Annotated in this window: 8 protein-coding genes; 3 read left to right on the top strand and 5 right to left on the bottom strand. The window is 62.7% G+C overall.

Going from position 1 to position 13661, the window contains the following annotated elements:
• Positions 1–215 precede the first annotated feature (215 nt).
• The gene (locus PVW51_RS00685; RefSeq protein ID WP_274573210.1) at positions 216–2219 is read left to right on the top strand and encodes a S8 family serine peptidase; all 2004 of its coding nucleotides are present in this window, start codon (positions 216–218) and stop codon (positions 2217–2219) included.
• Positions 2220–2227: 8 nt separating this feature from the next.
• Here the strand turns inward: PVW51_RS00685 and PVW51_RS00680 are convergent, their stop codons facing one another.
• On the bottom strand, positions 2228–3424 hold the full coding sequence (locus PVW51_RS00680) for a phosphatase PAP2 family protein (RefSeq protein WP_274573209.1): 1197 nt from the start codon (positions 3422–3424) through the stop codon (positions 2228–2230).
• A 144-nt stretch (positions 3425–3568) separates the two neighbouring features.
• Between PVW51_RS00680 and PVW51_RS00675 the strand changes: the two genes are divergently transcribed.
• Positions 3569–5143, top strand: coding sequence for a hypothetical protein (locus tag PVW51_RS00675; protein WP_274573208.1), 1575 nt, complete (start codon positions 3569–3571; stop codon positions 5141–5143).
• A gap of 8 nt (positions 5144–5151) precedes the next feature.
• On the opposite strand, the gene PVW51_RS00670 is transcribed toward PVW51_RS00675, so the two are convergent.
• Together PVW51_RS00670 and trpS are read right to left on the bottom strand one after the other, a co-directional pair.
• Positions 5152–7290 (bottom strand): matrixin family metalloprotease, encoded by a 2139-nt coding sequence (locus tag PVW51_RS00670; protein ID WP_274573207.1) that lies wholly within the window; start codon positions 7288–7290, stop codon positions 5152–5154.
• 93 nt (positions 7291–7383) lie between these two features.
• Positions 7384–8403 carry a tryptophan--tRNA ligase gene (gene trpS / locus PVW51_RS00665; RefSeq protein ID WP_269364028.1) on the bottom strand — a complete coding sequence of 340 codons (1020 nt, stop codon included), beginning with the start codon at positions 8401–8403 and terminating at the stop codon, positions 7384–7386.
• 73 nt (positions 8404–8476) lie between these two features.
• Between trpS and PVW51_RS00660 the strand changes: the two genes are divergently transcribed.
• A complete protein-coding gene (locus tag PVW51_RS00660) occupies positions 8477–9163 on the top strand; it encodes a rhomboid family intramembrane serine protease (protein ID WP_274573206.1) in 687 nt (228 codons plus the stop codon).
• Between the two features lie 52 nt (positions 9164–9215).
• Here the strand turns inward: PVW51_RS00660 and murJ are convergent, their stop codons facing one another.
• Both murJ and PVW51_RS00650 read right to left on the bottom strand, forming a co-directional pair.
• Complete coding sequence (gene murJ, locus PVW51_RS00655) at positions 9216–10757, bottom strand: murein biosynthesis integral membrane protein MurJ (protein WP_274573205.1); 1542 nt, start codon at positions 10755–10757, stop codon at positions 9216–9218.
• Between the two features lie 120 nt (positions 10758–10877).
• Entirely contained in the window at positions 10878–13658 is a 2781-nt protein-coding gene (locus PVW51_RS00650; protein WP_443287223.1) for a [protein-PII] uridylyltransferase, read from the bottom strand.
• Between the last annotated feature and the right edge of the window lie 3 nt (positions 13659–13661).

Genomic DNA, 13661 nt, shown 5'->3' with positions numbered 1-13661 from the left:
ACACTCACCCGGACATTTTGCGCTGTCCGGGATCACTGCGGCAACTTCACCCCCACACGGGTCACAAACACCAGCCTAGACAGCCAGGTTCAGTCTAGCCGGGCGGTCGTGAGTTGCACGTTAGTAAACCGTTAATATTTGCGAGGGTCACCTGAGCGCTTGACCCGTGGCAATCCGCGCGCCCAAACTCCAAAGAGGGGTGATCCGGGGGTCAGATGACACAAACGCTTCAAGATTATTTCTGGGACGGATACCTTCATTGGGCCGATCTGATGGACCGGGCGGTCGAGGGGCCGGCCCCTTCGCTTGAACAGGTCGCGTCGGATACGGGTATGGCGGTCTACGAACCGGCATTCGTGCAGGTGAGAGAATGTTTATGCCCCGCGTCGCGCAGTCAGGTGGAGGGGGTCCTGCAGGCTGCCGACCTGTCTGCCGGGGCCAGCCTGCTGGCGCTGCCCGAACTGCTATTTCTGTCCGGCCAGGATCTGGCCTTTGACATCAATGACCTGCTGATCGGCCTTGAACATGCACTGTTTGCAGATGCGCCGCTTGAGTTCTTTTTGTATCGTCCGATTGCCCGCAGCCTGGCAGAGCACCAGCAATACGACAGTATTTTCGAGGTGATCGACCTTGGCGCACCGGCCTTGTACCGCCCTGCACCGGCCCCCTTCATGGACATGGCGTCGCAAGGTGCTATTGGCCAGCCCTTGCCCCAGGCAGAGGTGATCGGTGCGGTCATCGACAATGACATCGGTTTTCTGAACACGACCTTTCGCCATCGCGACGGTCCCGAGGCAGGCAACACCCGGTTCGAGGCGGTCTGGCTGCAGTCGCGCGAATGTCTGGCCAGCACGCCACTGCCGCCGATCAACGCGGTGCAGCTTGGCCGTGTCCTGCGCAAGACCGAGATTGACGCCATGATCCACGGTGATCCGCGCGATGAGGTGCGCATCTACGGCGACATCAACGATGCGCTGCATGTCTGGGACCCGTTTCGCCGCCCCCCGCCTGTCGAAAGCCATGGCACCGCGGTCGCCGATCTGGCCTATGGCCAGGACATGTGCGCATCGGACAACCCCTGCGCCGTGCCCCTGATGGCGGTGCAATTGCCACCCGAAGCGGCGGTGGACACCACCGGCAGCTACAGCGAGAGCTATATTGTTCAGGGGGTTCGGTGGCTTTGCGCCGAGGCGCGCAGGCGGGCACCGCAGGCCAGGCTGGTGATCAACATCAGCTATGGCGTGCTGGCGGGGCAGAAGGATGGCGGCAAGTTCATCGAGGCGCAGATCCACCGCGAGATCACCCTTGCGGAGGCGCTGGGCCAGCAGGTGCATGTCGTCTACGCCTATGGCAACAGCCTGAACGCGCAGCAGGTGGCGCGGGTCCAGATCGCGCCGGGCGCGACCTCTGATCCGCTGGTCTGGGTGATCCAACCCGACGATCCGGTCCCGAATTTCCTTGAGATACGGACCCTGAGCAGCGCAGGCACGCCGCATCTGACCAGCCTGCCCGAGGGTTTGCGGATGACGGTCACCGCGCCGGACGGTGGTCAGGTGATACAGGCCGCGCCTGCGCCCGGTGCGGCGGTGCCGCCGTTGGGGGCTGCCCGGAGCGGCGCACCCGCGCGGCTGTACCACGCGCCGGAACGGGTGGTTAGCGGGCGTCCGGATTGCCTGGGGTTCTACAACCTCGCCATCGCGCCGACGCGCCGGATTGATCCTGATCTGCCGATCGCGCCTGCGGGCGACTGGCGCATCACCATCACCAACACCACGACGGTGCCGGTCGATCTGGTGCTGCAGGTGCAGCGTGGCGATACCGCGCCGGGGTTCAACATCGGCGGGCGGCAATCGTTCCTGGAGGGGTCAGCCGTGCCCGTTGTCCATGACGGCCATCCCGGCTGGGACGTCCTGGCCCCGCTGACCAACGAGGGAACCTGCAGTGCCTATGCCAGCGCCAGCCACCCGCGCATTCACACGGTCGGGGCGCAAAAGGATGTATTGGGGCAGGTGACGGCAGCGGATTATGCATCGCGCGGCGCGCTTTGGGCCGGGTCGGGTGCCGAGACCCAAAATCGCGTGGTGGATCAGGTGTTCACCTTTGGGCAGCGCACGACCGGCACCTATTCCGGCACCGGCTCGCGGCTGTCGGGGTCAAGCGGCGCTGCCGCGATCCTGAGCCGTGAATTGGTTCAGGTCGGCATGCCGCCGACCACCTAGGCGCGTTGTCAGAAATTCGCGATCCGCATTTCTGCCCGCGCCCGTGCCCAGATGTCCCGCAACAGCGGCGATACAATCGACCCGTCCACCGCAACCGAGGCCGGGGTGTGATCAAAGGCTTTCTGCGGACCCGAAAAGGCAAGCGTGTCAAAGTTGAAGTCGCGTGCCGCGATATTGGCGGTCTCAAGCCGATAGGCCCCGGTCTGCGCAGCACCGCTGAGCGCATTCACCAGATATTCACCAATTGCCATACCCATCGCGGCCCCGGCAAAACTGTCCGCAGGGAAATGGACACCGGCAATGGTGCGGTTCTCGGCGATCCTCGCGGCCAGCCGCATGAGCAGGCTTGCCTCGGTCGGCGGCTGGGTGGCGGCAAAGGCGGATTGCGCTGAATAGGGCGCATTGCCGGGCGTGTCCGTGGACAGCGCATGAAGAACGGTGGCCACGGCAAAGGCCTCCACCGAATGGCCGCTGGGAAAGCTGGCGTGGCTCGGCGGCTGGATGATCGGCTGGACAAAACCCGACATCTCGTTCGGGCGTGTCGCGGACAGATGCAGCTTGACCGGCATTTCGATATAGGTGCCAAAGCGCAGGATCGCGTCCAGCAACATCAGCGTCCAGGGGGTGCGGTTGTCGTCCAGCGCCATCAGCGCCCCGAAAAAGCTGAGCGTGTCGGTCTGCTGCACATGGATCTCGTCAAACCGCTCGTCCCGCAACGCGGCACTGCTTTTCACAAAGCGCATCTGGCCCCGGAGATAGGCATTCAGAACCTCGCGGAACGGCGTCTGGGGATCGGCCCCCTGTGGCAGGGGCAATGTATAGATTGGGGTGGCTGCACCGGCCTCCTGCAGGACCACCTCTGTCGGGGCGTTCAGGACAAGCGGGGCAAAGAGGTGATCGAGGTTGTAGTCGATGATGTGATTGCGGAAAAACCCCTCGTGGCGTTCAAACGCGGCAAGGTCGGGCGACAGCGCAGGCAGGTTGGTTGTGGGGGCAGAGGTGCGTGGCCGGTGCAATGTTGCGTCCCATTGGCGGGTGATCCCTTCGAATGTGGACATCAGCGCGGCACTGACCTGTCCGCTGGTCTCGCCCCCCGCAAAGAAGATGCCGTCACGGCCATTGCGCCCGTTCCGGCCATTCCTGCCGTTCCGCCCGTTTCTGCCATTTCGACCGTTCCGGCCATTAAGCGCGCTGAGACCTGTCATACCACCCCTCCGAGAACCGTTGTATTCAATACAGCCTGCGCTTAGTCTCGGGTCAACAGACAGCGTGGAAACGGGCCTTTATTAACGGTTTTTTCACTGCGTCTGACGGGGGTTACACGCAGGGCGGGAGCCTGGGGCAGAGTCATGACGGTTGTACGGATCAGATTGCGGGGTGATTTCTGCATTTCCTCTCCGACGGGGGATGCGCTGACCCCAAGGGGAAAGAAGGCCATGGGTCTGCTGGCGATGCTTGCCAGCAGCGACAATCACACTAGGTCGCGGCGTTGGCTGGAAGACAAACTGTGGAGCGATCGTGGCAGCGAACAGGCACGGGGCAGTCTGCGCACCACCCTTGTGGACATCCGCAAGAACCTTGGCGAATTTGCCGAAATCCTCGGATCTGATCGCACGTCGGTCTGGCTGGAACAGGACCGGATCGAAACCGACATCGACAATACCGAAAGCACGCGCGAGTTTCTCGAAGGTCTTGTCATCCCCGATCCCGAGTTCAACGACTGGCTGATGCAGCAACGCATGATGCTGCGGCGGAGCGGGGCCAACCGGTCGGACGCGCAATTGCCGGGGCGGGTGACGATCCAATGCGGCGAACCCTGGAACCAATCCTCGACCGGCAATGCCAAACAGCAGATCGTGAACGATCAGGTCGGCAAGATCATCAGCGAATTTATCGCCGCTTCGCGCCGCACGATCACCGAAACCAATGCCGATCTGGTGATCCGCACCAGCATCGAGGAAGAGGACGGCGGTGCCGCGATCCTTGTCCAGGTCATCGACCCGCTGATGGACGAAATCGTGCATTCCGATCATTGCTTTGCCGAGGATCTGAACAATTTTCTGCGCAGTCAGGAGGTTTTGGGCCGGTTCTGCTGGAACGTGGCGGACCTGACGCTGGAAAAACTGCCCGGCCTGCGGCGCGATCAAAGTCCGCTGGCGATGCGGTCGGGTCATGTGCAGAAGGCACTGCGCAAGGTTCTGACCTTTGATCCTGTGGAAATGCAATCCAGTCTTTCGGTGCTGGACATCGCGAATGACGAAATGGATGCAGGCCTTTACCTGGCGCTCAAGGCCTGGGCGATGACCTCCATGATCATGGAGGGCTTTCTGGTCGAGGACGCAGCGACGCTTGAGGAAATCTCCGCGCTGCTGACCCGGGCAGAAGAACTGGCGCCGGGTGATGCGATGATGGCGGCGGTCAGCGCAAACGTGCAGGCGATCCTGTTCGAGCGGCATGACAGTGCCGTCAATCTGGCCCGGCGCGCGCTGCGCGAAAACCCCAACAACCTGTTTGCCCTGCAGGCCATGTCCGTGGGCCGCATCGCCCAGGGGCAGCTGGATCAGGCCTATGAACTGTCGCGCCAGAGCAAGTTCATCTCTGCCCTTTCCAAGTTCGAGGCCATGTGCAACCTGCACCATTCGCTGCTGTGTATTTCCCTGCAGCGGACCGAAGAGGCGGTTGCAAGCTCCAAGCTGGCGGCGGAAAGGTCACCCGCGTACCGGGCGCCCCGGCGGCAGTTGATCGGCCTGCACGCGGCGCAGAACAGGGCTGCCGACAGCCTGAAACAGGTCAACGAGCTGAAAACGATCGAGACCAATTTCAGCATCGAACGCTATCTGTTCGATCAAAGCTATCCGTCAAATACCCTGCGCAAGTCTGGTTATCTGGACCGCGCGCGCCAGTCTTTGGTCGGGCGCAAGTAAAGCCGCCGTCAGTACAGGAAATCACCCCGATCCAGATCGGCCCGGTCCACACCCAGCAGGATGATGGAACTGTCCACGCCGGTGACAATCTCGACCGAGTTGCCGACCTGGGTGGCCCCCCGCATGACGTCGACAAAGGCGCGGATGCTGGCAATGCCGGAAAAGTCGATCACCTCAAGGCCGCTGTTGGCATCGAAGTCGATGATCGTGTCATGGCCGTGGCCCTCTTCGAACACGAAGGTATCGCCGTTGAAATCGCCGCGCAGCAGATCATTGCCCGCGCCCCCCGTCAGAGTGTCGAATCCCGCATTGCCGTAAAGCGAATCGTTGCCGATGCCGCCCTGGATGTCATCGTTGCCCGAGCCGCCCAGCAGGCGGTCGTCGCCTTCGCCCGCCAGCATGGTATCGTTGCCGTCCTGGCCCAGCAGCGCGTCACCGGAGGACCCGCCGTCCAGCAGATCGTTGCCCGCCTCGCCGAACAGCCGGTCAAAGCCATTGCCGCCCAGCAGCGTATCGTTGCCCGCGCCGCCAAACAGGTTATCGGCCTGGTTGCCGCCATCCAGGTAATCATTGCCATCGCCGCCATTGAGCAGGTCAAAACCGGCTTCACCAAAGATCGTGTCGTTGCCGGCCTCGCCAAACAGGCCATCGACAGTGCCACCGAAGTTCGCGCCGCCCCGGATCAGATCGTCACCGTCGCCACCGAACACACGGTCCGCAGAATCGCCTGCAAAAAGCGTGTCGTTGCCCGCATCGCCGTAGATGTTGTCGAACCCGTCTTCACCATAGATCAGGTCGTTGCCGGTCCCCCCGCGCAGCAGGTCCGCGCCGAAGCCACCGTTGATGAAGTCATCGCCCTCGTCGCCCAGAATCGTGTCGAATCCGCCGTCGCCCAGCAGGGTATCGGCCATTTCGCCACCCAGGATCTGGTCGTTGCCGACACCGCCGCGCAGGGTGTCGTTGCCGCTGTCCCCTTCGATCTGGTCATCGCCATATCCGCCCTCGATCAGGTTGTCGTGACGGGACCCTTCCAGCGTGTCATTGCCCGCACCGCCCAGGATATTGGTAAAGCCGTAAAGGACATCGCTGCCGATATCGTCGCCTTCGGCATAGCCCGACAGGAAGTTGCTGGTCTCAAACCGGTCAATGTCGACGAAGATATTGGCCAAAGCACCGGAGTAGTCGAGCAGATCGACGAATGTATAGTCCGAGGAGCCAAGACCACCCATAAGGGTGTCGTTGCCTGCGCCCCCCACGATTGTGTCGTTGCCATTGCCCCCCCGGATGTCGTCATTGCCGCTGCCGCCGTCGATCCGGTCATTGCCGTCCGCACCGTCGATCCGGTCGTTTCCACCCTCGCCGGACAGGGTGTCATTGCCCGCGAAACCGCCGATGGTATCGTCCCCGGCCCCTGCCGCGATCACATCGTCCAGGCTGGTCCCGGTAATGGCAGAAGCGGCATTGCCCCATCCCTGGGTCACGCGCATGTTGCCCTCGTTGAACGCGAAGCTGGTGATGCCGCCCGTGGTTGACGGGGTGAAACCGGGCCCGCCGTACAGATGCTGGGCCGCCTCCACGTCAAAGATGCCCAGTCGGTTCACGGCACCCCGGTTGTAGCTCATGATGGTGTAAGTGCCATTGTCATAAGCCGCGTCCAGGACCAGATCGCCGCTGAACGGGTGTTCCATCCCGATGGCATGACCGATCTCATGCGCGATCAGCCCCCAGCTCATGTTCCCTGCGCGGCCAGTGTTGATGAACACATCCCCGCCAATGTCGGATTCATAGGCGCCGTATTGCCCGATGGTCCGGCCCGGGTAGTAGGCATAGCCGGAAAAGCTCCCCTGGCCGGGGTCCAGGTTGAAATTGTAATTGGCAAACCGCATGTCGCCTTCGCCGGAGTCAACCTCGACAAAGATGATGCCGGCGGCCGCGGCCCAGGCATCCATTGCCGAACGGGCCAGCGCCTGCTGAGCGGCTGAAAATTGCTGGAAACTATCGACGTATTCCTGTGAAAACCCCCGATCAAGCAGATAGTCCTGTGCCATGGTTTCAAAGGAATAGGTCACCACCGTGGGCGTCGCCGCCTCGCCTGACCAGGTGGCACCTGAAAGGATCGCGGTATAATTATCAACAACTGTCGGCATAACGATTCTCTGAACAAAAAAACGAATATGCGTCAGGTTAGCAGCGGAGTGCCGCTCAAGGAACCTTAAGTTTCAGGTGCCGACGGTGCGGTGTCAGCCGACCATCCCAATGATTTCATATGTTTTTTTCAGGATGGGTGCGGTGATTTCGCGGGCTTGTTCCGCGCCCCTGGCAAGGATCCGGTCAATCTCTGCCGGGTCATCCATCAGGCGCGCCATCTCGGACGAGATCGGCGCCAGCTTGGCAACCGCCAGATCGGCCAGCAACGGCTTGAAGGTGCCGAACTGTTGGCCACCCACCTCTGCAAGCACCTGATCGACGGATTGCTCCGAGAGGCCGGCATAGATGTTCACCAGGTTGCGCGCCTCCGGCCGGTCGTCCAGACCCTTGGCTTCGGAGGGCAGGGCATCGGGGTCGGTCTTGGCCTTGCGGATCTTTTTGGCAATGGCATCAGCATCATCGGTCATGTTGATGCGGCTGGCGTCGGAGGGGTCGGATTTCGACATTTTCTTGGACCCGTCGCGCAGCGACATCACGCGGGTCGCGGCCCCTTCGATCACCGGTTCGGTGATCGGAAAGAAATCGACGCCGTAGTCGTGGTTGAACTTGGCCGCGATGTCGCGGGTCAGCTCAAGATGCTGTTTCTGGTCCTCGCCCACGGGAACATGGGTGGCGTGATAGACCAGGATGTCGGCGGCCATCAGTGCCGGATAGGCGAACAGCCCCAGCGAGGCAGCCTCCGCATTCTTGCCGGCCTTGTCTTTCCACTGGGTCATGCGGCCCATCCAGCCCATCCGGGCCACGCAGTTGAAAATCCATGCAAGCTGGGCGTGTTCCGGGACCTGGCTCTGGTTGATCAGGATGGATTTCTCGGGCGAGATGCCGCTGGCGATGAAACCTGCCGCCAGTTCGCGGGTATTGCGGCGCAGGACCTCGGGTTCGAGGAACTTTGCGGTGATCGCATGCAGATCGACCATGCAATAGATCGTCTCGAAATCCTCGTCCTGCATCGACACGAACCGTTTGATCGCACCCAGATAGTTGCCCAGCGTCAGGCCGCCGGAGGGCTGAATCCCGGAAAAGACGCGCGGGGTAAAGGATGTCTCGGGCATGGTTGACCTCTGGGGCTGGAAAAGGCGGTGGGCACGGCTTACTCATGGGGGCCAATGCCGTCAAGGAGCGCCCATGTCCGCACCCGATTTCCAGCCGCCCGTGAACCCCTTGCCTCCGGTGGTGATCCTGTTCTTCCTTGCCATCGCCGGGGTGGAGGCGGGGCTGTCACTGGGCGAGGCCGGGCTGATCGGCGGGCCGGGGGCCGTGGGCTGGCGGCTGGGCCTGATCCGCGACTACGGCTTTTCCGGCCAGATCTTTGACTGGATGATCGCAAACGGGCAATTCCCGCTGTCCGAGGTCAAACGGCTTGTGACCTATTCCTTTGTCCATCTGGGGTTCACCCATGGCATCTTTGCCATGGTGCTGCTGCTGGCGCTGGGCAAGATGGTGGCCGAGGTCATGGGGCAGGTGGCCTTTGCGGTCATTTTCGTGCTGTCGGGGGTTGGCGGCGCGGTTGTCTACGGGCTTTTGCTGAATGATCCGATGTGGCTGACCGGGGCTTATCCCAATGTCTACGGGCTGATCGGGGCCTATTCCTTTGTCCTGTGGCGGTCGCTGGCCGGGACCGGGGCCCAACAGGCGCGGGCGTTTACCCTGATTGGCATGCTGATGGCGCTGCAATTGCTCTGGGGTGTGTTTTTCGAGGTCGGCACCCTTTGGGTGGCCGAGCTTGCTGGGTTCTTCTGCGGCTTCGCCTTGTGTTTCCTGCTGGCACCGGGGGAATGGGCGCGGATGCGCGCGGGCCTCAGGCGGAGGTAATCGTTGCGCCGTCAGGTTTCGATGTTTCCGGCGTAAGGAATTAAAACCAGCGTCATCCCCGCTGGACCGCGCGCTTGAATTCGGACAGCCTGAACGCACCGATCAGATGGCCGATGCCAAAGTAGCTGACCGCGCCGACGGCAATCAGCACCACAAGCGTCAGGCCGCGCCACCAGGGGATGCCAAAGAACGGCTGGAACGCGACATTGGCCGCCCAGAGGCACAGTCCCATTGCGGCGGAAGCGGCCAGTACGCGCCAGATACGTTTGTGAAACCGGGCGTCGAATTGCGCGGCTTCGCCATAGCCGCGGGCGCCGATCGCGAGACAGGCGAACATGACCCAACCGGCAAGGGTGGCGGCGATGGCGGGGGAAATCCAGCCGACGACGGGGGCCAGCCCGATGGCCAGCGCGGCATTGACCACCATGGCCACGACGGCAAAGTAGAAGGGGCGGCGGGTGTCTTCGCGGGCAAAGTAGATCGGTTGCAGGATCTTTTGCAGGACAAAGGCAGGCAGGCCCAGGCCATAGATCGTCACGGCGGTGGCGATGGCGGCACTGTCGTCCACGTCCGACGCACCGCGCTGGAACAGGACCGTCACCAGCGCCAGGGGCACCACCACCAGCGCCACGGCGGAGGGGATGGTCAAAGCCAGGGAGATTTCGGCGGCCCGGCTCAGCGCACCGCGCGCGCCCGCATCATCGCCCGCCCGCAAGCGGCGCGACAGGTCCGGCAGCAGGACCACGCCGACGGCGATGCCGACGACCCCCAGCGGCAGCTGGTACAATCTGTCCGCGGCAAAGAGCCAGGACACGGCGCTGTCATATTGGCTGGCCACCAGCTGGCCGACCACCAGGTTGATCTGCATCACGCCGGAAGCCAGGGCAGCGGGCAGGGCAATGACGATCATGCTGCGCATTTCGGGCGTCCAGCGGGGGCGTCCGGGGCGCAGGGCAAAGCCGGCGGCAGCGGCGGCGCGCCAGGTCAGGAAAAGCTGCGCAAGACCCGCGACCGGGATCGACCAGATCAGCCAGTTCACCACGACCCCGCCGGTGAGCGCACCGATGGCCATCGCGGTGATGACAAAGATGTTCAGCAGCACCGGGGCCGCGGCCGCCACGGCAAAGCGGCCGGTGGCATTCAGGATGCCTGAAAACAAGGCCGAGAGCGACATGCACAGGATGTAGGGAAAGACGATCCGCCCGAAGCCCACGGTCATGTCGAACCGCGCATCCCCCACGAAACCTTCGGCAGTGGCCCAGACCAGCGCGGGCATGAAGACCATGCCCAGCCCGGTCAGAATCAGCACCACCATGCCCAGCCCGTTGAAGGCATCGCGGGCAAAGCGCCCTGCACCTTCTTCGCCTTCCAGTTTCTTGGCGAACATCGGCACAAAGGCCGCATTGAACGCGCCCTCGGCAAAGAAACGGCGGAACATGTTGGGCAGCCGGAAGGCCGCGACAAAGGCATCCATCACCGGCCCCGGCCCGATGAGCGACAAAAGCAGCACTTCGCGCAGGAAGCCCAGCACCCGGCTGAGCAAGGTCCAGATACCCACGGTGAAAAAGCCGGACATCAGGCGGATGGGTTTCATGGCGGCCTCGGAGAATTGCGTTGCATTTTGCCTATCCCTTGCTTGCGTGCCGCGCAATGGGGCGGCTTGTGCAGGAAATCGGGAGTTTTCCCGCAGAGTTCGCAACGGCGGGGCCGGCCCCTATTTCTCGGCCCGTTCCGCGCCTTCCGCAATCGCCTCGCGCAGGCGCTTTTCCAGCATCTTCTGCTTGGCAACCGTGTGGTATTTCAGGCCGAACATGTCCTTGACGTAAAAAGTATCGACCACCTGCGCGCCATAGGTCGCGATCACGGCATTGGCGATATAGACGTTTGCCCCCGCCAGGGTGCGCGTCAGATCATAAAGCAGGCCGGGGCGGTCGCGGGTGTCGACCTCGATGATCGTGTAGATTTCCGACCCCTCGTTGTCGAAAGTGATCGACGTGGGCACGCGAAAGGCCTTTTCGCGCTTCTTGACCTTGTCGCGGGATTTCAGCGCCTCGCGTGCCACGACCTCGCCGCGCAGGGTCTTGGCGATCATCTGGCGCAGGCGGGGCAGCTTGGAGGCCTCATAGGCGTTGCCCTCCGCATCCTGAATCCAGAAGGCATCGGTGACGAAGCCGTCCTTGGTGGTGTAGCTGCGGGCGTCCACGACATTGGCCCCGACCAGGGCCAGCGCCCCGGCCAGTCGCGAAAAGATGCCCGGATGGTCGGCCATGACGAAACAGGCACGGGTGGCGTCGCGGTCTTCGTCCGGGTGCAGGTCGATGCGCACGTCGCCGTCGCCGATGTCACGCAGCATTTCGGCAAAGGCGACATGGGCGGTGACGTGCAGGCCCTGCCAATAGGGCGGATAATGCCGCGCTTTCTCGGCCTTGAGGTCCTTGGCGGGCCAATCCGCCAGCGCCTCGCTCAGGGCCTTGCGGGCCTCGGTGCCGCGGTTTTCGCGGTTGATGTCCTCAAGCCCGGTTTGCAGCCCGCGTTTCGTCTGGCGGTACAGCGCGCGGATCAGAACCGCCTTCCAGTTGTTCCAGGTGTCGGGCCCCACGCCGCGGATGTCGCAGACCGTCAGCACGCAGAGCAGGTCAAGCCGCCGCACCGTCTGTACCGCCTTGGCAAAGTCGCGCACGGTGCGCGGGTCGGCGATGTCGCGCTTTTGCGCCATGTCGGACATCAGCAGGTGATAGCGCACCAGCCATTCCACGGTATCCACATCCGCCCGCGACAGCCCCAACCGGGGCGCGATCTTGCGCGCCATCTTGGCACCCAGCACCGAATGGTCCTCGGGGCGGCCCTTGGCGATGTCATGCAGCAGCAGAGCGGTATAGATCACCTTGCGATTCACCCCCCGCTTGAGGATGGAGGAGGCGACCGGCAGTTCCTCTACCAGCTCCTGCTTTTCGATCCGGGCCAGGTTGGCGATGCACTGGATGATGTGTTCGTCTACGGTATAGCTGTGGTACATGTTGAACTGCATCATCGCGACGATGGGTTCGAATTCGGGGATAAAGGCGGCCAGCACGCCCAGCTCGTTCATCCGCCGCAATGCGCGTTCGGGATTGCCGTGTTTCAGCAGCAGATCAAAGAAGATGCGCTGCGCCTCGGGCGTTTCGCGCATGTCGTCATCGATCAGGTGCAGGTTTGCCTTGATCAGGCGCATGGCATTGGGATGGATCAGCATGCCGGTGCGCAGACCTTCCTCGAAGATGCGCAGCATGTTCAGCTTGTCCGACAGAAAGGCCTTGTCGTCCGAGATGGCGATGCGGTTGTGCACCACCTCATAGCCTTCCTTGATCTTGGGGCGGCGGCGGAAGAACCGTTCCAGCAGCGGTTCCGCCTTGACGTGGATCGCCTCCAGGCTGGACAGGAAGATGCGGGTCAGGTCCCCCACCGCCGTGGCGTGGCGGAAATAGGCCTGCATGAAAACCTCGACCCCGCGCCTGCCGCTGGTGTCCTGATAGCCCATCGCCTCGGCCACCTGGACCTGCACGTCAAAGGTGAGCTGTTCGGTGGCCCGCCCGGCGAGCAGGTGCAGATGCCCCCGCACCGCCCAGAGGAAATCTTCCGCCTCCCGGAAGGTGTTGTATTCATCGGGGCGAAACACCCCCTTGTCCACCAGGTCCGAGATCCGGTCGACGTGATAGATCAGCTTGGCGATCCAGAACAGTGAATGCAGGTCGCGCAGGCCGCCTTTGCCTTCCTTGACGTTGGGCTCCACCACATAGCGTTGTCCCTGCTTGAGGTGTCGCTTGTCCCGTTCCTCCAGCTTGGCTTCGATGAAATCGCGGCCTTTGCCGTCGAAAAGATCGCTGGCCAGCCTGGTATCGAGTGCCGTTGCCAGCTTGCGGTCACCGGCGATATAGCGGTGCTCCAGCAGGGCGGTCTGGATGGTGTAGTCCTCGGCACCCAGCCTGATGCAATCCTTGATGGTCCGGGTGGCATGACCCACCTTCATTTTCAAGTCCCACAGGATATAGAGCACGCTTTCCACGACGCTCTCGGTCCAGGCGGTGGCCTTGTAGGGGATCAGGAAGAGCAGATCGACGTCGGAAAACGGTGCCATTTCCCCGCGCCCGTAGCCGCCAACCCCGATCACCGAAAGGCGCTCGCTCTCGGTCGGGTTGGGTTTGGGATGCAGGTGGCGCGCCGCGACATCCAGCGTGGCGCTGACCAGTTGATCCGTGAGATAGGTATAGGCCCGGGTCATGCCGCGGGCGTCGAAGGGGGCTGCGGCAAAACTGCGCGCGATTTCAGCCCGTCCGTTTACCTGTACCTCCCGCAGCACCTGCACCGCTGCCGCGCGGCGGGCGCCGGGTTCTGCACCCGTGCAGGCTTCATCCAGGGCAGCATGTACCGCCCCGGCATCGAAAATAAGTTCGGGCGCGCAAATCAGGCGCGGATCGGTATCCGCGCCTGTCGCTTTTGTTGAAAGGGAAGTTGGCACTTT

Origin of the sequence: Sulfitobacter sp. PR48 (genome assembly GCF_028807335.1) — a bacterium.
In the GTDB taxonomy this organism is placed as follows: Bacteria; Pseudomonadota; Alphaproteobacteria; order Rhodobacterales; family Rhodobacteraceae; genus Sulfitobacter.
Note: the sequence above shows the minus strand (reverse complement) of the source record. Positions and strands in the feature narration are given on the sequence as shown.

Bases quoted from the DNA above. Each gene is read 5' to 3' on its own strand.
- PVW51_RS00685 (WP_274573210.1), top strand. From the start codon at position 216: ATGACACAAACGCTTCAAGATTATTTCTGGGACGGATACCTTCATTGG.
- PVW51_RS00680 (WP_274573209.1), bottom strand. From the start codon at position 3,424: ATGACAGGTCTCAGCGCGCTTAATGGCCGGAACGGTCGAAATGGCAGA.
- PVW51_RS00675 (WP_274573208.1), top strand. From the start codon at position 3,569: ATGACGGTTGTACGGATCAGATTGCGGGGTGATTTCTGCATTTCCTCT.
- PVW51_RS00670 (WP_274573207.1), bottom strand. From the start codon at position 7,290: ATGCCGACAGTTGTTGATAATTATACCGCGATCCTTTCAGGTGCCACC.
- trpS (WP_269364028.1), bottom strand. From the start codon at position 8,403: ATGCCCGAGACATCCTTTACCCCGCGCGTCTTTTCCGGGATTCAGCCC.
- PVW51_RS00660 (WP_274573206.1), top strand. From the start codon at position 8,477: ATGTCCGCACCCGATTTCCAGCCGCCCGTGAACCCCTTGCCTCCGGTG.
- murJ (WP_274573205.1), bottom strand. From the start codon at position 10,757: ATGAAACCCATCCGCCTGATGTCCGGCTTTTTCACCGTGGGTATCTGG.